This window comes from Leifsonia tongyongensis (assembly GCF_010686705.1).
Lineage (GTDB): Bacteria > Actinomycetota > Actinomycetes > Actinomycetales > Microbacteriaceae > Diaminobutyricibacter > Diaminobutyricibacter tongyongensis.
This window is the reverse complement of record NZ_JAAGWY010000003.1, coordinates 162,161-182,975: the sequence shown is the minus strand read 5'-3', so window position 1 is coordinate 182,975 and position 20,815 is coordinate 162,161. Positions and strand designations below refer to the sequence as shown.

Below are 20,815 nucleotides of genomic sequence, written 5' to 3'. Positions count from 1 at the left end.
GGGCTATTTCGGGTAGACCTCGATCGGCGACGCCAGCGGGCTGGGCGGGCTGACCGGGAACGACGACACGAGTCCCTTGCCGATGAGGCTGGTGGAGACGTAGAGGCCTTTCGCTCCCGTGACCGTGTACGTGCCGGGTTGGAGAATCGTGAGCCCTGCGCTCCCACCGGACGGCACGGCGAGTGTCTTCGTCGCACCCTTGACCGCGACCTTCACCGTCACGGTCGGCCCGTCTTCTCCGCTGTTCGCGAAGTGCAGGACCGCCCCGGGCCCGGGCGGCACCGCCGCAACGAAGCTGTCGTCGGCCTGCTCGGTTGCGACGAACCAGCCGAAGTCGAAGGCCTTGCCCGAGACCGTCGAGGTTCGGGCGGCCGCGACGATCGGCTGCGTGGAGTCGATGGTGACCGTGTAGTTGCCGTCGCTGAGATGGTCGAGCGGGATCTCCGTCACGATGCCGGGCTTGACGGTCGCCGAGTACGAGTTGCCCATGGCCGTCCCCTTCTCGCCGAGTGCGCCGACACGCACGGTCGCAGCCTGCGTGCCGGGGACGAAGACCCGGACCGCCGGGAGGTCGCTTCCGTAGCCTTCGCCGCCCTGGGCGGACTGGATGGCGGCCAGCGAGCGGATGACCATTCCGGGGATGACCTGGTGGGCGGCGGGCGCGGCCGTCGCTCCGACGAGCTCCACACCGTGAGGATCGATCCCGACGATGTCGCTCTGCTGCAGCGAGGCCACCACGCGACCACCACGCGACACGACGTGCACAACGGGTGCGGCGACCGAGGGCGCGAGCCCGGCGAGCGGGATGACGCGCTGGGTGCCGGGGGCTACGACGATCCCCGTCGCACCAGGCGCCGTCACCGTTCCCGTCTCCGAGTAGATCGAGAGGTCGACCGTTGCCTGGACCGAGCTCGGGTTGCTGAGCAGCACGAGGCTCGTCTCACCGAGGGTCGTGGCGCCTGCGACGAGCCAGGAGTCAGGGCGCGCCTCGTCGCAGGACGCTGCCGCGAGGCCTGCGAAGTCCTCCAGGGCGGCCTGCTGCGATTGCGCAGCCCCGACGAGTGGTGGAGCGGACGACGCCGACGGCGCCGGCACGGTCAGGGTCACCGGCGTCCCGTTGCTCTCGCCCTGTGTGTCGTCGACGGGCTTGAGCGAACGCGTCCGCACATCCGCTCCGGTATTCGTGCCGTAGACAACGGTCGGCGGAGCGAATGCGGCCGCCCCTGTCGCTGCGGCGGAGTTCGATGCGAGCGTCAGGAGTGGTCCCGGGCAGGTGCGTTCCTGGGCGGTGGGTACGGGGACGACCGTCGACGACGGCGGCGTGACGGTGAAACCGTGCAACGGAAGCCAGGTCGCGCCGGCGATCGCAAGCGCGGCGACGCCGATCCCGGCGACACCGGCGATGGCGCGCGCACTTTCGCGGGCGATTCCTCGTCTAGTCGGCACTGTCGCCTCCGTTCCCTCGGGCGACCGCCGGTTCGCGATGATCCCACTCGTCGACCGGATCGTATGCCGACAGCTCTTCGCGTTCATCGGGCCAGGCGAGGGGCTCGTCGTCGTCCGCCAGATCGGCATCGAGCGCCGACCCGGAGTCGACGACATCGTCGTCGTCCTCAGCCTCGTCACCGCTATCGGGTTCCGATTCGCCGTCCGACTCGGCGGCCGGCGCCCCACCCGGCTTCTTCGTCCCCTTCGGCCGGCGGACGGACTCCGCGGCGAGGCTCTCGTACGTCCGCCGCGTCGGGATGGAGAGCAGGAGGATCAGTCCGATCACCACGGCTTGCACAGCGAGAACGATCGTTCGCCAGGGGGCGCCCGCATCCGGCGGGACCTGCGCTGCCGGCGGGGCGTCCGTCGTTCCGCGCTCGAAGCTCCAGAGTGCGCCCGTCGCCGTCGGGCCGACCGGCACGAGTGCGGCGTCGGCGTCGAGCGCCACCGTGGCACGCAGTGCGGTCGCCTTCGCCGCCGGAGTGGCGTCGGCGCCGAGAGCCGTGACAGGCGGCGCGAGCAGGATGTAGTCGATCCCCAGGGATTTCAGCTGCTGGGTCGGGTCGAAGCCGCTCTTCGACGACAGGTTGCCGGCGAGTGTCGCGAGGGAGCGTTCCTCGTCGGACAGGGTGCGGTCCGTGCTGCTGAGCGTGCTCTGGCCTGACAGCGTCGCACCCGAACCGCGCAGGACCTCCGCTCCGATCCCGCCATCCGGCTGCGCCGTGAGCCTCAGGGTGCCGGTTCGGGGAGCACTCGACGCGTTCGCCGTGACGACAGCGGGCAGCGTGCGTCCGTCGCTCGCCCGGACGGACGATACGCCGAGCGGCATGGCGATAGCGGCCGGGGTGGCGGCGATGGCGATGGTCGCGAGTGCGGCGAATGCCGGAAGCGCGGCGAACCGGCCGACGGCTCCCAGCCCGATGATCGCGGCGCACACGAGCCCGAGCCAGTACAGGCTGACTCCCGTGCCCGGCCAGATGAGCACAGCCACGGATGCCGACACGGAGACCGAGACGAGGGTGGCCGCGACCGCCGTCGCAAACCCGAGCAGCGCGACCACGAGGGCGAGGACGGCGCGCGATGAACCGCGCAGGAAGAGCGACAGCAGGGCCAGGATGGCCAGCGGGGCGAGCAGCACGGCTACGACGACGTTCGGGGCGACCCCCGAGATGTGGAGGGCGGTCGCCACGGCATGCCATCCCCCGAGCATCCCGTCGGGAAACCCGAGCGCGAGCTGCCAGGCGGGGACGGGCCTGCTCTCCGTCACCACGCCCGGATCCGCGAACACCGAGACCCACGCGCCCCGCAGCGCCTGCTGCCAGACCAGCGGAGCGAACAGAACGGCTGACGGAATCAGCACCACGATGAGCCGCGCGAATCGACGGCGGCTCAGCACGAGGGCGATCACCCAGATGACGAGGAGCGCTGGAATGAGCGAGGGTGCGCAGGCGACCGTCGCAGCGGCCAGCAGTGCCGTCGTGCCTGCCGCAGCCCACGAGCGCGCAGCCGACAGACCGGCGAAGAACAGCCACGGCAGAAGCAGATGGGCCAGGATCGCGGCGGGGCGGCCGGTCTGCATGGCGATCAGAAGGGGTGGCGCGATCGCCCAGGCCAGGGCGGCGAACGCGCGCAGGCTGGAGCGTTGGGTGAGACGGGATGCGAGCATCCAGGCACCGAGTGCTGCCAGCGGCAGCGCAGCGAAGTAGAGAACGACGAGGAAGAGCGACGGCTGCCAGAACGTCAGTGTCCCGAACACGGCGAGCACAGCCGCGAAGGGATCGGCGGCGCCGACGAAGCCGAGCCCGACATCGCGCCAGCCGTAGCCGAGCGTGTTCCACAGGTCGCCGACGCTCGACGGCATGGGAAGCAGCGCGCCGCCGGCGAGAGCGTCGGACCCGAGCAGCGGGAAGAACAGCGCGATCCCGAGCACTGCTGCGGCGAGGACGACCCAGGCGCCGCCTCCGCCGAAGAAGTTGAGGTCGCGCCGCTCGCCCTGGAGCGTGACGTAGGCCGCCTCCCGCTTCAGCGCGCGGGCGCGCCGCACCTCGGCGATCGGGATGCGCAGGGGCGCGATGGCCGCCCAGCCCACCACCCGGTGGCGGGCCAGGTTGCGCCGCGCAGAGCTGACACGGATTCCCGCGAACGCCGTCCGGAACGCGGCTGCGAACTCCCCGGTGATCGCACCCGGTTCTTTGCCGACGATACGCCCGATCGAACGGAAGAAGGCCAGGGGGACCAGGCTGAGCCAGTGGATCGGCACAGCGGCGGCCGGCGCATAGACCATCCGCCGATGGAGCTGCGCCGCGCGGCGCGCGCGGATCAGCCTCCGGCGCACACGGCCCTTGCGGGACGAGTTCGGTCCTGCCACGCCGTCACCCGCGATCGCGATGCGGGCCGAGGGGACGAGGACCACCCGGAAACCGGCGAGGCGCACCCTCACGCAGAAGTCCAGGCCGTCGTCGACCACCGGAAGCGCCGGATCGAAGCCGCCGAGTTCGTCCCAGACCGACTGCCGCACGATGAGCCCGGCGGGCGAGACGGCGAGGACGTCGCTCAGGCCATCGTGCTGTGCCTGGTCGAGTTCGTTCTCGACCAGGTTCACGGCGGTCCCGAACTGGGTCATCGCTTCGCCGTACTCGCGGATCGTGTTGCGGTCGTCCCATTCGACGAGCTTCGGGCCCGCCGCCGCCACCGAGGGCGACACCTCGACCGCGCCGAGAAGGGCTTCGAGGGCTCCCGGTTCCGGTGCCGTGTCCTGAGCGAGGAGCCAGAGCCAGTCGTGCTCGCTGGACGCGGGCGGCGTGACGCGGAGCCCTGTCGCGACAGCGGCGCCGAAGGGCAGCTTCTCCTGGAGCGACACGAGGTGGGTGGGGGCGGATGCGGCGAGAAGCTGGGCCGCATCGTCGGTCGATGCGCAGTCGACGGCGACGATCACGTCGGGCTGTCGCGTCTGGGCTGCGAGGGCGTCGAGCGTGCGCTGAAGGTGGTCGCCTCCATTGCGGGCGACGATGACGGCTGTGACTCTCGGATACATCGGAGACAGCCTAAGTTGGCGCCCGTGGATCACGTGTCAGCGTACGGGCGCGCCGGAAATCAGACGGCGCGCTTGCGCAGCTTGCGGCGCTCGCGCTCGGAGAGGCCGCCCCAGATGCCGAACCGCTCGTCGTTGGCGAGCGCGTACTCGAGACACTGTGCGCGGACCTCGCACGAGGCGCAGATCTTCTTCGCATCGCGGGTCGACCCGCCCTTTTCAGGGAAGAACGCCTCAGGATCGGTCTGTGCGCACAACGAATCCGACTGCCACGCCAGCGGGTTGTCGTCGTCGACCGACTGTCGAACCCCGGGCACTCCCAGCCTGACGGGATCGACAAACCAGTCGTCGGGTACCCCAGAGCGATATTCCGGACCAGCCATATCGATCTCCCACCCATATCGTGCATCCACGTCAGCGGACGTGTTGTAAGTAATTACACCCGTGTAATTCTCACTAGTCAAGTCGCGAATCGTAAAGCCTCAACTGGCCCTCGAGGGTTTGCGACGCGCCGACGGACGGCAACAATCGCGACACGCCCGGGTGTTCTACCCCTGTTTCCTGTGAATGATCAGGAAACGGCCTGCCGTGCAGCCCATGCGCTGTCTACCATCTCGGTCAGAGAGTGGCGCATCCGCCAGTCGAGGTCTCTGGCCGCGAGTTGGCCTGATGCGACAATACGGGCTGGATCCCCCGCTCGTCGCGGCCCCACTTCTGGGGTGAAGGGAATTCCGGTCACGGAGGCCACCGTGGCCATGATCTCGCCCACCGACACCCCGTCACCGCTCCCGAGGTTGTAGACGGGCTCCACCCGCTCGCCCGCATCCAGGCGTTTCGCCGCTGCCACATGCGAGACCGCCAGATCCGAGACATGGATGTAGTCGCGCACGCAGGTTCCGTCCGGAGTCGGGTAGTCGTTCCCGTTGATGCGCGGGGTGCGCCCGTCGACGAGGGCATCGAACACCATCGGGAACAGGTTGTGGGGGCTGGTGTCCCTGAGCTCGACCGAGCCGGAGCCGACGACGTTGAAATAGCGCAGAGAGGTGTGACGAAGCCCGACGGCCACGCCCTGGTCGCGCAGCAGCCACTCCCCGATGAGCTTCGACTCCCCATAGGGCGACTCGGGTGACCGGGGCGTCTCCTCGGTGACGAGGTCGGTGTCAGGGGTCCCATAGACGGCGGCGCTCGACGAGAAGACGATCGCGTCGATCCCCGCCTCCTGCATCGCGGCGAGCAGCACTGCCGTCGCGGTGACGTTCTGCTCGTACGTGTGGAGGGGCCGCTGCACGGAGACGCCGGCGTACTTGAACCCCGCGATGTGCACGACCCCCGCGATTCTGTGCTCGCGGAAGACGGTCTCGAGGAGCTCACCGTCGAGCAGCGTCCCCCGATAGAAGGGAACATCGACCGGAACGAACTCGGCGTGCCCGCTCGACAGGTCGTCGACCACGACGACGTCGATCCCTTCCTCGCGGAACGCCCTGACCACATGCGAACCGATGTAGCCCGCCCCGCCCGTCACCAACCACGCCATGGCGCCCTCCTCGATGGTCCGAAACAAGAACCCTATCGCGGCGGCCTAGCGGTTCGGGACGGCGATGAACACGGTACCCGACCCGGAGATCACGAGCTCGCGCTCGTCCGGTGTCACGAACATTGCTTCGCCGCGCGACAGGCGGACGGCGTGGCTCGCCCCCCGGAACTCGAGTGACCCTTCGGTGCAGACAGCTGTCGCAGCTCCCGGTAGCCGGACGGTCACCGACGACACGGCGCCGTCGAGCTGCACGACGTCGAGCGCGAAATCGGGGACGTCGGGACGATAGGTCTCGAGCCCCGGTGCCGGCGACTCCGGCTCCAGGGGCTTCGCAGTGAACGGCGAGAAGTCGAGTACCGCGAGCAGTTCGGGCACATCGACGCGCTTGCTCGTGAGGCCGCCGCGCAGAACGTTGTCCGAGGCCGCCATCAGTTCGATCCCGAGCCCGTGCAGGTAGGCGTGGATGTTTCCTGCCGGGAGGTAGAGCACCTCGCCGCGCCTCAGGGCGATCCGGTTGAGCAGCAGGGCGAGCACGATGCCGGGGTCGCCGGGGAACGCCTGCGCGAGCATCGCGACGGTGTCGGCCGCCGAAGCGACCTCAGGGTCACCAGCCGTGCCGCGTCGTGCCGCAGCGCCGGTCACGACCTCGACGAGGGACCGGACGTCCGGATCCGCTCCGAGGAGCCACGCGGTCGAGTCGCGGAGCGCCTCTCCCGCGGGGGCGTGCCGCAGGCGGCCCGTCAGAAGGCCCACGAGCCTGAGGCCTTCGGGGTCCGACCCCTCGGCGAGCGCGTCGAGCACGCGTGCGCTCACTGCCGGGTCGCGATAGCCGCTCAGCGCGTCGAAGGTCTCGCTCAGCGCGTAGATGAGCTCGGGCTTGTGGAACGCGTCCTTGTAATTGCGCTCCGGCGAATCGAGGGGCAGACCGCGGGCGTTCTCGCGGGCGAAGCCCTCTCCGGCCTGCCCGCTGGACGGATGCGCCTGGAGCGACAGCGGCCGGTCTGCCGCAAGTACTTTCATCAAGTAGGGGAGGTGCGGCTTCTCGCCGGCCGCCGCGGTCTCCCCGAGGGCGAGGCGCGGTTCACGGTCGATCCACGTAGCGAGGTCACGCGCCCCATCCGTCTCGGCAGAATCGAGGATGGCACTCGGCGAACCCGGATGCGCACCCAGCCACAGCTCCGCCTCCGGCGCCCCCGACGGGACGGATCCGAGCAGTTCCGCGATCGCGGTCCGCGACCCCCAGTCGTAGTCGCGAGGGGTGTTGCCGATGCGCACAAACATCCGAGACGGTCCCTTTCGATCGTTAGACCAAACTACCAACCGCTTTTGCGCGCCCAGCGCACGTCAATAGGCTGACGTGCGGACCAGCAACCTGACGCAACGGAGCAGACATGGCATTCGAGACCCTCGCCAGCGACTTCTACGGCTACGAGAAGCTCCTCACCGATCGCGAGAAGGACTTCATCGCCGTTCTTCGCGAGTACCTCGAGAACGACGTCAAGCCGATCGTCAACGAGCACTGGGAACGGGCGGAGTTCCCTCCGGCCGTCATCCCGGGCCTGCACAGCCGTGGCGTGATCGGTCTCGGCTGGGACGAGACGAAGGCGTTCGAGAACTCGGCGGTCTTCCGCGGCTGGGTCGCCCTGGAGCTCGGTCGCGTCGATGCGAGCGTGAGCACGTACGTCGGGGTGCAGAACGGCCTCGTGGTCGGTGCGCTCGGTGTCACCGGCTCCGCCGAGCAGCGCGCCGAATGGCTGCCGAAACTCGCCTCCGGTGAGGTACTCGGTGCGTTCGCACTCACCGAGCCGCAGTCGGGGTCGGATTCCGCGCAGGGCCTCCAGACGATCGCGACCCGCTCCGGCGAGGACTGGGTGCTCAACGGTTCGAAGCGCTGGATCGGCAACGCCACCTTCAGCGACATCACGATCGTCTGGGCGAAGAGCGCCGAGGACGGCCAGGTCAAAGGGTTCATCGTGCCGACGTCGACGCCGGGATACACCGCGACGAAGATCGAAGGCAAGCAGTCGCTGCGGATGGTGCAGAACGCGGACATCACGCTCGAGAACGTGGTCGTACCGGAGCGCCTGCGACTCCAGGGTGCGAACAGCTTCAAGGACACCGCGAAGGTGCTCCGCCTGACCCGCGCCGAAGTCGCATGGTCCGCCATCGGCGTCGCCGTCGGCGCATACGAGGCCGCCCTGCGCTACGCGACGGAACGTGTGCAGTTCGGCAAGCCGCTGGCCTCGCACCAGCTCATCCAGGACCTGCTCGTGAAATCTCTCGGCAACATCACCGCGAGCATCGGCCTGTGCACCCGTGTCTCCGAGATGCTCGACCGCGGCGAACAGCGCGACGAGCACTCGGCCCTCGCCAAGGCGTTCGCCACCTCCCGGATGCGCGAGACCGTCTCCTGGTGCCGCGAGATCCTGGGCGGCAACGGAATCGTGCTCGACTACGACGTGATCCGGTTCTTCGCCGACGCCGAGGCCCTCTACTCGTACGAGGGCACGCGCGAGATGAACACGCTCATCGTGGGCCGCAGCATCACGGGCAAGGCAGCCTTCGTCTGATCCAATAGCCTTGCCTGATGAGCACTGCGCGTAAACCGATCGCCGTCGGCGCGTTCTCGACCCTGCTGGTCTTCACGCTGTTCGCCGGCGACTTCTGGCGCAACCTGCTCAGCTGGTACGGCTGGGGGGTGATCGCCCTCGGGCTGGTGGTCGGCAGCGTGGTGCTGCTGGTGCGCATCCGCCCCCCGCTCCTCTGGCGTCGGCTGCCTGTCACGCTCGCCCTGTTCCTGCTGCTCGCCACCCTGTCGATCGCCTGGTCGGACTACCCCGGTGCGAGCGCACTCGGCGTCTTCCTGCAATGGGTGACGACGATCACCGCCCTCTTCCTGGCCCTGTGCCTCGAGTGGCCCCAGTTGCTGCGCGCCCTGTCGCATGCCTTCCGCTGGATCCTCGGGCTCTCACTGGCCTTCGAGTTCATCGTCGCCGCCTTCATCCGCCACCCGGTCCTGCCGTTCTGGACCGACTACGGCACCGAGAAGGTCCCCCAGGCGTTCTACTGGAGTCGGGGGCTTCTCTTCCACGGCGGCCAGATCCAGGGCATCCAGGGCAACAGCAACCTGCTCGCGATGGTCGCGCTCCTCGCCCTGGTCGTCTTCGGAATCCAGTTCGCCGACGGTGTCGTTCGACGCGGGTCGGGCATCGCCTGGCTCGTCGTGGCCGCGCTCACCCTGGTACTCACCCGCTCGGCCACCGTCATCATCACCGCCGTCTTCACGCTCGTCGTGCTCCTGTTCGCCCTGTGGATGCGGCGGGTGCGACCGGATCGCAGGCGCCCCGTCTACCTGACCATGCTCGCCTCCGTCGTCCTCGGAGTCGCCGCCGTCTGGGTCTTCTCGGGGCAGCTCCTCAAGCTCCTCGGCAAAAGCGAGGACCTCACCGGCAGGCTCGACATCTGGCATTCGGTCACGGCACTCGCCGTCCAGCGGCCGGTCTTCGGCTGGGGCTGGGTCAGCTACTGGGCGCCGTGGGTCGAACCGTTCAAGACCCTCGCCGTGCGCAAGGGCGTGGTCTATCTCCAGGCGCACAACGCGTGGCTCGACGTCTGGCTCCAGCTCGGCGTCGTCGGTCTCGTCGTCTTCATCCTCCTCGTCGCCACAACGCTGACGAGGAGCTGGTTCTTCGCGGTCGACCGCCCGCGCGTCGCGGTGTCCGACACCCTGCCGTACCGTGCGCTCACTCTTCTGCCCCTGCTCCTCATCGCGGCGCTGATCGCCCAGAGCGCGGCGGAGAGCAGGATGCTGGTCGAGGCCGGCTGGATGCTCCTGGTCGTCGTATCCGTGAAGACGAAACGTGCCGCGCCGTAGGATTGGCGCATGGCCGTGACCCGTCGACCCCTGGTGCCGGCCGCCTTCACCGAGTTCTTCGGCTCCGCCCGGTTCGCGTCCGCCCTGTCTCTCGTCGCGGTCGGCGTCGGGTTCTCGACCCACGCCATCCGGAGCGTCATGGGCTGGCCGGGGCTCATCGGAGCGCTCGCCGCCCTCGTCCTCCTCGCTGCGATCTCGTTCATCGCCCAGCGCGAGACGATCGAGTGGCACGGCCTTCTCCCGATCTCGATCCTGGTCTTCGTGGGCTGGTGCGCCCTGTCGATCTTCTGGAGCAACTACCAGTGGGCGACGCTCGCCGGAATCGGCTACCAGATGACGTTCGCCTTCCTCGGCATCTACATCGCACTCGTGCGCGACGCGATCCAGATCGTGCGCGTCGTCGGCGACGTCCTGCGCGTGCTCCTGTCGGTATCGCTCGCCCTCGAGGTGTTGAGCGGCCTGCTCATCGACCTGCCGATCCGTTTCCTCGGAATCCAGGGAAACATCGCCCTGGGCGGACCGATCCAGGGTCTCTTCGGCAGCCGCAACCAGCTCAGCATCGTCGCCCTCATCGCGTTCGTCACCTTCCTCGTCGAACTCCGCACGCGCTCGGTGCGGCCGGCGACGGCGGCGGCGAGCATCGCGTTGTCCGTGCTCTGCATCCTGCTCGCGCACTCCCCGGTGATCGCCGCCGTGTCCGTCCTCGTCGGGCTCGCGACGCTCGCTCTCTACGCCGTGCGCAAGGTCCCGGCGAACCAGCGCAAGTACTACCAGTGGGGCCTGGCCGCGATCACCGTCCTCGCCCTCGTGCTGGCGTACGTGTACCGCACCAGGGTCATCGACCTTCTGAACGCACGCTCCGACTTCTTCGTGCGCTACCGCCTCTGGATCCAGATCTGGCAACTCATCCCCGTCAACCAGATCCTCGGCTGGGGCTGGGTCGGCGGGTGGCCGGAAGACCTGTACCCGTTCACGGCGATCCAGGCCAACACGGGTGCGGAGCACGCGAACGGGCTGAACGCCTACCTCGACGTGTACCTCCAGGTCGGCCTGATCGGGGTCATCCTGTTCGTCGCCCTGATCGCCCTCGCGTTCGGGCGGTCGTGGCTCCTCGCCTCCAACAAGCGGAGCGTGGTGTATGTCTGGGCGCCGCTCGTCCTCGTCTCGCTCCTGGTGACCAGCGTGTTCGAGAGTTCGATCCTCGTCGAGTCCGGCTGGCTGCTGCTCGTCGTGTGCGCCGTGAAGGCGTCACAGGGCATGAGCTGGCGCAGCGCCCTGCCGCGGCACGAACCTAGACCGGCTGGAGAAGGTCGCGGATGATGTCCAGGCGTCCGCGGCTCGCGAAGCGGCTGTAGAGACGCCGTCGCGCGAGTCCGAAGACGGTGCCGACCCGGCGGATGCGGTTCGGCGGCATGGCCGCCCGCGTCGCCTCGAAGTCGGCCTTCTGGCGCGCGGCGCTCATGTACGCCGCGGGAACGGCTTCGCCGAGCGTCTCGAGGCGGTCGGCCAGCGCAGCGAACTGTTTCGCGAGCTTGATGTTCCGGTCGCCGCGCGGTTCGAGCATCCGCTGGACCTTGTACCGCAGCGTCGGCTCGGTGACGCCGATCTGGTTGGCCCCGTGCTGCCGGTAGTCGATCGTCGTCTCGCGCACGACCCCGACCCGGCCCGTGGCCGCAGCCATGATGGCCAGCCATTCGTCGTGTACCCAGTCGGGCGGGAACGGCCGGGCCCGGTCGAGGAGCTCACGCCTGAACACCACGGTGGCGCCGGTCGCCAGGTTGCGTCGCAGCAGCGCCTCGAAGGCACGCCCCTGCTCCTCCAGCCGCAGCTCCTCGTCCGTGAGCTCCAGGGATTCGAAGAGGGTCGACCCCAGGGGCGCGCCGCCCTCGTCCACGAGCCGCGCATCGGTGTGCACGAAGGTGAGACCCTCGTCGTCGAATCGCGCGGCGAGACGGCTGAGCCGGTCGGCGTGCCAGACGTCGTCCTGGTCGCTGAGGGCGATGAGGGGGCGCGTCGTCTGGGCCACCGCCCGCTCGAAGTTCGCGGTCACCCCTGACGGCGCCGCGCCCGCCAGCACGACGACCTCCGGCGAGATCCCGCGCGCAGCGGCGGCGGCGACCGTCGCGGCGACGACCTCCAGGGTGCCGTCGGAGGAGCCGTCGTCGGAGACGACGAGCTCATCGGGGGCCCGTGCCTGGTCGAGGATGCTCGCCAGCTGCTCCTCGACGTATGCCGCCCCGTTGTAGGTGCACAGGGCGACCGAGATCTCAACCGTCACGTCACGAACGCTTCAGCACGACCGAGAGCACGCCGAGGAACATCCCCGCCATGATCGTCTGGGCACCGAGCATCATCAGGAGGGCAGCAGAGATGGCGGTCCTCACGGTCCGGTCGATTTCGAGCGCACCGAACCCGGTACTGCCCCACATCACGAGCTGGAGGATGGCAACGGTCAGGCCGATCAGGAAGAGGATGAGGCCGACGACCGCGCTCGATTCGAGGCTGATCCGTTTTTCGAGTCGATCGAAGTTGCGGCTTCGCGGTATTCGGAAGCCCTCGTGCTGTGCGTAGATCTTCGACAGGATGGCGAAGATCACGGCCTGGTAGCCGACGACGGCGATCGCAGCCAAGTACACCTGGCTTGCGACATCGAAGCCGATCTCGCCGATCGAGAAGGGGCCGAAGGTCAGGATGAACGTGCCGAGGATGCCGAGTGCGAACGCGATCGTCCCCGGTACGAGGAAGAGCCAGCGCGGGCTGAAGATGAGCAGGAAGCGCAGGTGACGCCAGCCGTCCCTCCAGCTGCGCAGGTGCGGCGGCCTTGACCGCCCGTCCTTCTTGAGGGTGGTCGGGACCTCGCTCACGCGGCGGCCGCCGAGCGACGCCTTCACCACCATCTCGCTGGCGAACTCCATGCCGGTCGTCTGCAGGTGCAGGTCGAGCATCGCCTGGCGGTTGAACCCGCGGAGGCCGCAATGGAAGTCGCGGATCGGCGCCCGGAAGAAGAGCCGGCCGATCGACGAGAGCACCGGATTGCCGAGGTATTTGTGCAGCGGGGGCATCGCGCCCGGCTCGATCCCGCCGAGGAACCGGTTGCCCATGACCAGGTCGTCTCCGGCCCTCAGCCGCGCGACGAACTGGTCGAGATCAGCGAAATCGTAGCTGTCGTCGGCGTCGCCCATGATGACGTAGGTTCCGTTCGCCGCCGCGATCCCGCCGAGGAGAGCCGACCCGTAGCCCTTGTCGAGGACGTTCACGACCCGCGCACCGTGGGCCTCCGCGATGGCCTGAGAACCGTCGGTGCTTCCGTTGTCGGCGACGACGATCTCACCGACCACACCGCTTCGGTCGAGGTAGCCGCGAGCCTTGTCGATGCAGGTGGCGAGAGTCTCCGCCTCGTTGAGGCAGGGCATCAGGATGGTGAGCTCGATCACCTGGACGGTTGTCATGAAAACGGGAGTGTCCTCGCTTGATGTGGAAGGGCGATCTGATCATAACCGGTCTGCCGCGCCGCGCCCGGCGACCGGTCCGGTGATGCGATAGTTGAGGGATGGTGAGGAACGAGAGCCGGTGACCGCGACCGTCGACGTCGTCGTCCCGGTGTACGGAAAGTGGGAGCTCACCAGGTCGTGCCTCGAGCACCTCCAGCGGCAGTCCCTCCCCTGCAACATCATCGTGGTCGACGATGCCGGGCCGGATGACACGGTCGCCCGGCTCCGCGCCGGCTACCCCGAGGTCACGGTCGTCGCGCTCGACCGGAACCGCGGTTTTGCCGGAGCCTGCAACGCGGGCATCCGCGCGGGGTCGGCAGACGTCGTGATCCTCGTCAACAACGACGTCGATGCGGCCCCCCAGCTCGTCGCCCGGCTGGCATCCGCGTTCGACGACGCCCGCGTCGGCAGCGCCTGTCCGCTCCTGCTCAAGCCCGACGGGCGTGTCGACGCCTACGGCATCTGCGCCGACCCGACCATGGCGGGCTTCGTGCGGTACAACGGCGCGAGCGTGGACCAGGCCCTGTCGGCGCATCCGTCCACCCGCCTGCTCGGACCGTACGGCGCGGTCGCGGCCTACCGGCGCTCCGCCCTCGACGAGGTCGGCCTGCTCGACGAGGGAATCGTGATGTACGGCGAGGAGCTCGACCTCGCGCTACGCCTGAGCGCGGCCGGCTGGCGCTCCGTCCTCGTTCCGGATGCTCAAGGGGTGCACCTGGGAGGGGCGACGTCGGGCCGCGGCTCCGCCTCGCAGCGGAGGATGGCTGGATTCGGGCGCGGCTACCTCCTGCGCGCCTACGGCGTGCTCCGCGGCCGCTACGGCATCCGTGCGCTGGTCACCGAGGCGATCGTCTGCGTCGGCGACCTCGTGCTCTCGCGCGACCTCGCCTCGACGACCGGCCGGCTGGCCGGGTGGCGCGCCGGAGCCGTCAGCTTCCGGCGGCCGCGGCACGTCCCCGGCGTCGATCGTGCGATCGGCTTCCTCGATTCGCTCCGCCTCCGCGTCGGCGATCGGCGGGCGTGATCGTGACGACCGAGCTTCCCCCTGAGCTGCGGCTGAAAAGCGCGGCGCTCTCGCTCATCACCCTCGTGGGCGGAGTCTCGCTCGCCGTCATCCCCGCAGCGACCGTATCCATCTCGTCGCGGGTGTTCCCGATCCAGCAACAGGGTTGGATCGCCGTCGCCGTCCTGATCGGGACGTTCTTCGGCCAGGTCACCTTCGCCGTGGTCGTCGAGTCCCGGCTCAGTTCGGCCGGAACCGACCGGCGCGTCACCTTCCCGCTGTGGCTGGCCGGGCTGTCGGTGATCACCGCTGCGGCCATCGCGGTCGAGTACCAGAACGCGGTGGTGCTGTGCATCGGCCTTCCGATCCTTCTCGCCTCGCTCGAGGTCGGGCGCGGGGTCTCCGTCGCCGAGCGCCTCGACATCCGTGAGATGTGGGCGGCGATCGCCGTCGGCGCCGGAGCGCTCACCGGGGTCCTCGTGGCATTCGCCGGTCAGAGCTGGGGACTCATCCCCCTGGTCACCGGGATCGTGGTCGCCACGATCGTCCGGTCGCTCCCCGTCTCGCACAAGGCCAGCCGGCCGGAACCCCGCGTCATGGCGTGGGTGGTGGCCGACGTCACGATCACCGGGGGCATCTACCCCCTGCTGAACGCGACCATCCTCGCCCTCCTGGGGCCGGTGCCGGCCGTGCTCTTCACCTCCATCTCGACGGTCTCCGGCCTTCTGGCCATTCCCCTCAACTTCATGCGCCTCCGGCTGCTGAAACAGCATTCGACGCTGGACATCGTCGTGTCCGCCGTGTCGGTGGTCGGCGCCATCGTCGTGATCTTCGTGTGCGAGTTCCTGGGCGTCTTCGAGTTCATCTTCGCCCAGGCGTGGACGCTGGAGGCCACGCTGGTCCCCCTCTTCGTCGCCTGTCTCTGGCGCGCCGCCTCGCTTGCGACCACCATCCCCTTCGCTGCGCTTCGCCGGATGGGCCAGGCGAAGCTCCTCACCGTGCTCCGCGCGAGCGTCGCCGTCGTGACCTTCGGCGCGGCGCTGGCGATCATCGCGCTGAACAGTCTCGCGTTGATCTTCGCCGTCCTGCTCGCCGGCGAACTGCTGCAGGCACTGCTCTACGAGCTCGCGCGCCGCCGCCAGGTCGCGCGTGCGCAGGCGCTGGAGGCCTCGTGACACGCATCCTCGTCGACCTCCTGTTCTACACGGGCACCAGGGGCGGCATGGAGTCCTACGCCCGCAACCTCTACCGCGCCCTCGGCGCAGGCCCATACGGGTTCGAGCACGTCGGGTTCGAATACGTCGGGTACGCCTCGCGGGAGCTGGCCGCGATGGACACCTCCTGGTTCCCTGGCGAGGTGATCGACTCCGGGATCAGTGGCGAGAGCCGGGTCGCCTGGGCACGCGGAGAGCTGACGGCGGTACCCGGCGCGGCCCGGCGGCTCGGCGCCGACCTGGTGCACTCCCCAGCGAACATCGGGCCATGGCGATCGTCGGTGCCCCTCGTGCTCACGGTCCACGACCTCCTGCCGTTCCGCCATCCGGAATGGGTGCCGGGGCCGTACGCCCCCGTCCTCCGCGCGCTGATGCGCGGCGCCGCACGGCGCGCGACCCGGGTGCTCACCGTGAGCCGGGCATCCGGAGACGACATCGAACACGTGCTCGAGGTGCCGGAGGACCGGATCGACGTCGTCCCCCTCGCCGGCGGGCCGGACCACCTGACTCAGGTGGCGACCGAGCGGCACGACGGTTTCATGCTCAGCGTCGGCAACCGCATGCCGCACAAGAACTTCGGGATGCTGCTGGAGGCGCTTGCCCTCATCCCCGGGCGGGAACGGCCGCACCTGGTCATCACCGGCGGCCACGGCGACGACCCTCTGGCGCCGATCGTCGAACGGCTCGGGCTCAGGACCCACGTGCAGCTGCTCGGCTGGGTGGCCGACGACGAACTCGAACGCCTGTACGGCGAAGCAAGCTGCGTGGTGCTCCCTACCCTCTTCGAGGGCTTCGGGCTCCCCGTGCTCGAGGCCATGGCGCACGGGTGCCCGGTCATCTGCTCCGACCTGCCGGTGCTCCGGGAGATCGGCGGCGGCGCGGCCGTCTACGTCGACCCGGAGAGCGTCACGAGCCTCGCCCAGGGCATCCGCCGCCTGCTCTCCGACCCGGCGAAGCGTGCCGAGCTGTCGGCGCTCGGCCGCGAACGCGCCGCCGGCTTCACGTGGACGGCCGCCGCACGCGGCACCGTGCGAAGCTTTCAGCGCGCTCTCGACGCCTCGTAGCGCGCGAGCAGCTCGTCCACCGAGCGGGCCAGGTTCTGCGTTTCGCGCGCACGCTCGAACCAGCCCAGGGTGGACACTCTCAGTCCCTCGCCCGCGTCGAGCACGCGGAGGATCGCCGAACCCAGGTCGTCTGCGGAGACGGACTCCGCGACGAAGCCGTTGACCCCATCGTGCACGAGCTCGGCGGCGGCGTTGTCCTCGCCGGCGACCACGACGCTCGGTGTCCCCCGGGCGGCCGCCTCCGCGACGACCAGTCCGAACCCTTCCCGTCGTGAGGGGTTCACGAGCACACCCGCCGACGCCATCAAACGGTCGAGCTCGTCGTCATCGACGCGACCGACGATCCGGATGGCGGCCTCCTGCCCCGACGCCGCCACGGCATCCCGGAGCCGCTGCGTCTCGGGGCCGGCACCGGCCACGACCAGGTGCACGTCATCGCGCGACCGTCGGGCCACCGCGATCGCCGCCGGAAGCGAGGCGAGCTGCTTGTCAGGGATGTGGCGCCCGGCGAAGAGGGCGAGACCTCCGTCGACGGGAACGGTCGGGGTCGGACCGGGAGCGCCGACCAAATCGAGAAGGCCGAGCACCACCGGAGCGCTCCGCCGCCGATAGCGCCGGACCCTGGCGCGCGTGAAAGAGCTGTTGACCGTGATGTCACCGGCGATCCGCAGTCCGGTCACCTGCAGGAAGAATGCGGCCGAGCCGACGAGGGCGCCCGAGTATTCGCGCCATTTGCGCCACGGCCAGACCTCGAGCCAGTCGGTGACGACGTGTGTGCGCGACCCGAGGAGGGCGGCACGGGCGCCGAAGACGTTCAGCACGGGAAGGGCGCTCACGATGACCAGGTCGTAATCGTGACGATGGCGCCTCAGATACCGGGACAGCGCACGGGCGAAGCCGACCGCGGCGCTCGTGAGCCTGCCGCCTGCGTCGTCGTAGATCTCACCCGACCACACCGGCACGACGCGGAACGAGGCATCCGGTGCGGCCCCATCCCACTGCCTGCGGGTCAGATAGTCGACCTTGTGGCCGCGTTCGACGAGGAGTTCGGCCATTCGGCGATAGACGCGTTCGCCTCCGCCGGTGTTCACCGGGTATAGGCAGTCGTACGCGATCGCGACCCGCAGGGTCGTCACCTGGCGCCCACCCGGTCAGCGCGGCGAGCGTCTTCGGCGACGGCGATGCGGCGAGCGCTGAAGCCGAGCCAGAGCACGAAACCCGTCATGGCGAGCGCATAGAGGCCGACCAGGGCCTCCCAGCCGAGCGGCGGCTGCCAATCAGGGTGGAACATCTTGCCGATGCCTTCGCCGAAGCCCGTGACATAGCGGCGCATCACCGCGAAGAACGCGACGATGCTGAAGACGCCGGCAAGGCCGAGCGCGACCCAGCTCACGCGCACCGAGAGGAAGGCGAGCCGAGCGCCCGCAGGTGCGGAGAGCATCCAGGCCGCGAGCAATGGCACGGCCAGGAACAGGAACAGCCCGTAACGCCCCTGCCAGATCATGCCCGTGCGCCCGATGGTGAGCGCCTGGACCACCGCAGGGATCAGGACGATCGCGACGAGCGACGACAGCACGACTATGGCGGAACGGCGATCCGTCCCGGTGAGAGCGAGCACGACGACCAGGCCGATCGCGACCGAGATGACCGCATACAGGATCCACGGCAGAGGCGTGTCCAGCCAGCCGAAGACGCCGAGCTGCTGTTCGAGGAAGGCGGGCGTGAACCGGATCATGGCGGCGAAACCCGAGAGGAACCCCTTGCCGACGAGCGGAGCGTCGCCGGCTCCGGCCTGGGCGCCCACTCCCCCGGTCGCGAGGGTCCAGATGCCGGCGAAGAGCGTCCCCGCAGCGATCACGGCGATCCATACGTAGTTGCGCCCGCGCGTGAAGAAGGCTCTAGCCGCACGCCGTCCCGCGATGGCCACGCAGGCCGCTACCACGATGACGAGCCAGAGCGGGCCGACGGAGCGCGCATTCGCGAGGAGGATCGACGACACGGTCACGATGAGCCACAGGTACCAGCTGGGAAGGGCGCTCCAGGCCGCCTCGAGCCGGTCGTCGTGGCGCTCGAGAAGGCGGAGCAGGGACGCCCACAAGGCGGCCGCCGCAGCGATCTCGACGCCGTTCGGGTTCACCGATCCCACGAGGTAGAGCACCATGGGGCCCGCGACGAGCAGGAGGCCGAGCGGAAGCCAGCGCGACCGGAACGACGACAGCGCCGACTGGAACGCCCACGCCAGCAGCAGCGCGCCGAGGAGGGCGCTCGCGATCCGCATTGCATAGACGCCCACTGCGCCGTTGTCGGTGAGGAGACTCGGCCAGCCCACCAGGTAGTAGTAGATCGGGTTGTAGGCCCCGACCCAGTTCTCGAAATAGTTCCTGCCGGTCCCGTCGCCGAAGCTCGCGGTGCAGTGCGCCGACTGGGTGGGGACGAACAGGTAGCACATCGCCGAATGGTTGTAGTGGTAACCCGTCGGCAGGTCGACGACCAGGTACTTCTTTCCCGGTTCTGTCGCCCCGACGACTTCTCCGCGAACCTGGGCGATCGCCTTCGTCGCGTGCGCGTTCTCGTCGGGGACGGAGAAGAGAGGACCAGCGAGAGCCCAGAGGCAGCTGAGGACGGCGATGAAGGCGAACGGGATCCAGAACGCGCTGCGGGTGCGAGTCCGCGCCGTCCCGGGCGCGGCCTCGGCCGTCTGGCTCACTCGCCCGGTGCCCGGGTCAGGTGGGCGTCCCACGCCGAGCGCACGATCTCGTCGAGACCGCGCTGTGCCCGCCAGCCGAGCGTCGCCGCGATGAGGGCGGGCGACGCCACCACCGAGGCGGGGTCGCCCGGCCTCCGGTCGTGCACCTCCGGCACCAGGCCCGACCCCGCGACGGCGAGGATCTCCTCGATCATGGCGCGGACGCTCGTTCCCTCGCCGGTGCCGACGTTGAAGACCTGGTGGCCGTGCGCACCTCCGGCCAGGTGGTCCAGGGCTTCGACATGCGCATCCGCGAGGTCGAGCACGTGGACGAAGTCGCGAATGCACGTGCCGTCGGCGGTCGGATAGTCGTCTCCGAAGATCGCCGGAGGCAGCCCGACGTCGATGCGCTCGAAGACCATCGGGATGAGATTGAGGATCGCGCGATCGGCCAGGTCCGGCCAGCCAGCACCCCCGACGTTGAAGTAGCGGAGGCTCACCGCCGAGAGGCCTGTACCGATGGCGGCGTCGTCGATGAGCTGCTCGCCGATGAGCTTCGTCCGCCCATACGGATTGACGGGGTGGGTGGGGGCCGACTCGGCGACCGCATCCCCCTCGACCGCGCCGTAGACGGCGGCCGACGACGAGAACACCAGCCTCGACACCTCGGCGGACTCCATGGCGAGCAGGAGATTGGCCAGGGAGCCGACATTCTGCGCGTAGTACCAGGCGGGTCTGTTCACCGACTCGTGGACCTGCTTGCGCGCGGCGAAATGGAGGACCGCATCGATCTGCTCCTCGCGGAGCACGGCCTCGATGATGGCCGGAGCGGTGTCCGAGGCCAGATCGAGGCGCACCAGACGCGTGCCGGCGACCCGGTCTGCGAAACCGGTCGAAAGGTCGTCGACCACCACGACCGAGTCGCCGCGATCCCTGAGGAGTCGGACGACATGCGAGCCGATATAGCCGGCTCCGCCGGTGATCAGGGTCCGCATACGACCGATCCTAGGGGATGGGCGTCTGGCTGCCCGTGGCGTCGGCGGGGTGTTGGGCCAGGGGTTCCTCGACCGGTGCGACGGAGCCGGGCGGCGGCGCCTGGAGGATGGCGAGCTGGCGAGCGAGCTCGGTGATCTGCCGTTCGGTGTTGCGGTAACGGCGCTGGACGAGGATCGAATTCCCGATGAAGACCACGATGAGCCCGTAGAGGAGCAGATCGGTGCCACGGCCGACGCCGACGAAATGCGCCACCTGGTTGACGGCCGACGGGAACACCACGGCCAGCACCGTGATCGCCAGAAGGGCGACCATCACCAGGCGACGGATCGCCGCATGCCGGACCCCCCGCCCTGGGAGCATGAGGAAGACGGCGAACGCGGCGAACGCCACGACCAGGATGATCTTGATCACAAATTGCCCGTTTTCCACGAGGA

At 69.2% G+C, this 20,815-nt stretch carries 17 protein-coding genes; 6 read left to right on the top strand and 11 right to left on the bottom strand.

Features of this window, described 5'->3' with window-relative positions; all coding sequences use genetic code 11:
* Positions 1-3: 3 nt before the first annotated feature.
* The 5 genes from G3T36_RS14310 to manA form a co-directional block, all read right to left on the bottom strand.
* Positions 4-1,446, bottom strand: coding sequence for a DUF5719 family protein (locus tag G3T36_RS14310; protein WP_163290496.1), 1,443 nt, complete (start codon positions 1,444-1,446; stop codon positions 4-6).
* Entirely contained in the window at positions 1,436-4,522 is a 3,087-nt protein-coding gene (locus G3T36_RS14305) for a glycosyltransferase family 2 protein (protein WP_163290495.1), read from the bottom strand. Before G3T36_RS14305 ends, G3T36_RS14310 begins: the two co-directional genes overlap by 11 nt.
* A gap of 59 nt (positions 4,523-4,581) precedes the next feature.
* A complete protein-coding gene (locus G3T36_RS14300) occupies positions 4,582-4,902 on the bottom strand; it encodes a WhiB family transcriptional regulator (protein ID WP_163290494.1) in 321 nt (106 codons plus the stop codon).
* 188 nt (positions 4,903-5,090) lie between these two features.
* Entirely contained in the window at positions 5,091-6,053 is a 963-nt protein-coding gene (gene galE, locus G3T36_RS14295) for a UDP-glucose 4-epimerase GalE (RefSeq protein ID WP_163290493.1), read from the bottom strand.
* A 45-nt stretch (positions 6,054-6,098) separates the two neighbouring features.
* Entirely contained in the window at positions 6,099-7,334 is a 1,236-nt protein-coding gene (gene manA, locus G3T36_RS14290) for a mannose-6-phosphate isomerase, class I (RefSeq protein ID WP_163290492.1), read from the bottom strand.
* A 110-nt stretch (positions 7,335-7,444) separates the two neighbouring features.
* On the opposite strand from manA, the gene G3T36_RS14285 reads away from it, so the two are divergent.
* From G3T36_RS14285 to G3T36_RS14275, 3 genes are read left to right on the top strand one after another with little or no spacing between them, the layout of a single operon-like run.
* Positions 7,445-8,623: an acyl-CoA dehydrogenase family protein gene (locus tag G3T36_RS14285; RefSeq protein WP_163290491.1), complete on the top strand. Its 1,179-nt coding sequence runs from the start codon at positions 7,445-7,447 to the stop codon at positions 8,621-8,623.
* 17 nt (positions 8,624-8,640) lie between these two features.
* Positions 8,641-9,927, top strand: a complete 1,287-nt coding sequence (locus G3T36_RS14280) for an O-antigen ligase family protein (protein ID WP_163290490.1) — start codon at positions 8,641-8,643, stop codon at positions 9,925-9,927.
* Between the two features lie 9 nt (positions 9,928-9,936).
* Positions 9,937-11,247: an O-antigen ligase family protein gene (locus tag G3T36_RS14275; RefSeq protein ID WP_163290489.1), complete on the top strand. Its 1,311-nt coding sequence runs from the start codon at positions 9,937-9,939 to the stop codon at positions 11,245-11,247.
* Here G3T36_RS14275 and G3T36_RS14270 read toward each other — a convergent pair.
* Together G3T36_RS14270 and G3T36_RS14265 are read right to left on the bottom strand one after the other, a co-directional pair.
* Positions 11,219-12,205, bottom strand: coding sequence for a glycosyltransferase (locus tag G3T36_RS14270; protein WP_163290488.1), 987 nt, complete (start codon positions 12,203-12,205; stop codon positions 11,219-11,221). The two genes, G3T36_RS14275 and G3T36_RS14270, sit on opposite strands and share 29 nt — an antisense overlap.
* 1 nt (position 12,206) lies before the next feature.
* On the bottom strand, positions 12,207-13,376 hold the full coding sequence (locus G3T36_RS14265) for a glycosyltransferase family 2 protein (RefSeq protein WP_163290487.1): 1,170 nt from the start codon (positions 13,374-13,376) through the stop codon (positions 12,207-12,209).
* 121 nt (positions 13,377-13,497) lie between these two features.
* Here G3T36_RS14265 and G3T36_RS14260 point away from each other — a divergent pair, with 121 nt between their 5' ends.
* The 3 genes from G3T36_RS14260 to G3T36_RS14250 are packed head-to-tail and all read left to right on the top strand — an operon-like array spanning position 13,498 to position 16,699.
* A complete protein-coding gene (locus G3T36_RS14260; RefSeq protein ID WP_163290486.1) occupies positions 13,498-14,442 on the top strand; it encodes a glycosyltransferase in 945 nt (314 codons plus the stop codon).
* Positions 14,439-15,596, top strand: a complete 1,158-nt coding sequence (locus G3T36_RS14255) for a hypothetical protein (protein WP_163290485.1) — start codon at positions 14,439-14,441, stop codon at positions 15,594-15,596. The genes G3T36_RS14260 and G3T36_RS14255 overlap by 4 nt, the downstream gene beginning before the upstream one ends.
* On the top strand, positions 15,593-16,699 hold the full coding sequence (locus tag G3T36_RS14250; RefSeq protein ID WP_163290484.1) for a glycosyltransferase: 1,107 nt from the start codon (positions 15,593-15,595) through the stop codon (positions 16,697-16,699). The genes G3T36_RS14255 and G3T36_RS14250 overlap by 4 nt, the downstream gene beginning before the upstream one ends.
* On the opposite strand, the gene G3T36_RS14245 is transcribed toward G3T36_RS14250, so the two are convergent.
* The 4 genes from G3T36_RS14245 to G3T36_RS14230 are packed head-to-tail and all read right to left on the bottom strand — an operon-like array spanning position 16,675 to position 20,810.
* A complete protein-coding gene (locus G3T36_RS14245; RefSeq protein ID WP_163290483.1) occupies positions 16,675-17,835 on the bottom strand; it encodes a glycosyltransferase in 1,161 nt (386 codons plus the stop codon). The two genes, G3T36_RS14250 and G3T36_RS14245, sit on opposite strands and share 25 nt — an antisense overlap.
* The gene (locus tag G3T36_RS14240; RefSeq protein ID WP_205245067.1) at positions 17,832-19,406 is read right to left on the bottom strand and encodes a DUF2142 domain-containing protein; all 1,575 of its coding nucleotides are present in this window, start codon (positions 19,404-19,406) and stop codon (positions 17,832-17,834) included. The genes G3T36_RS14245 and G3T36_RS14240 overlap by 4 nt, the downstream gene beginning before the upstream one ends.
* Positions 19,403-20,380, bottom strand: coding sequence for a UDP-glucose 4-epimerase GalE (galE, locus tag G3T36_RS14235; protein ID WP_163290481.1), 978 nt, complete (start codon positions 20,378-20,380; stop codon positions 19,403-19,405). Before galE (G3T36_RS14235) ends, G3T36_RS14240 begins: the two co-directional genes overlap by 4 nt.
* A gap of 10 nt (positions 20,381-20,390) precedes the next feature.
* Entirely contained in the window at positions 20,391-20,810 is a 420-nt protein-coding gene (locus tag G3T36_RS14230) for a DUF2304 family protein (RefSeq protein WP_163290480.1), read from the bottom strand.
* Positions 20,811-20,815: the final 5 nt, after the last annotated feature.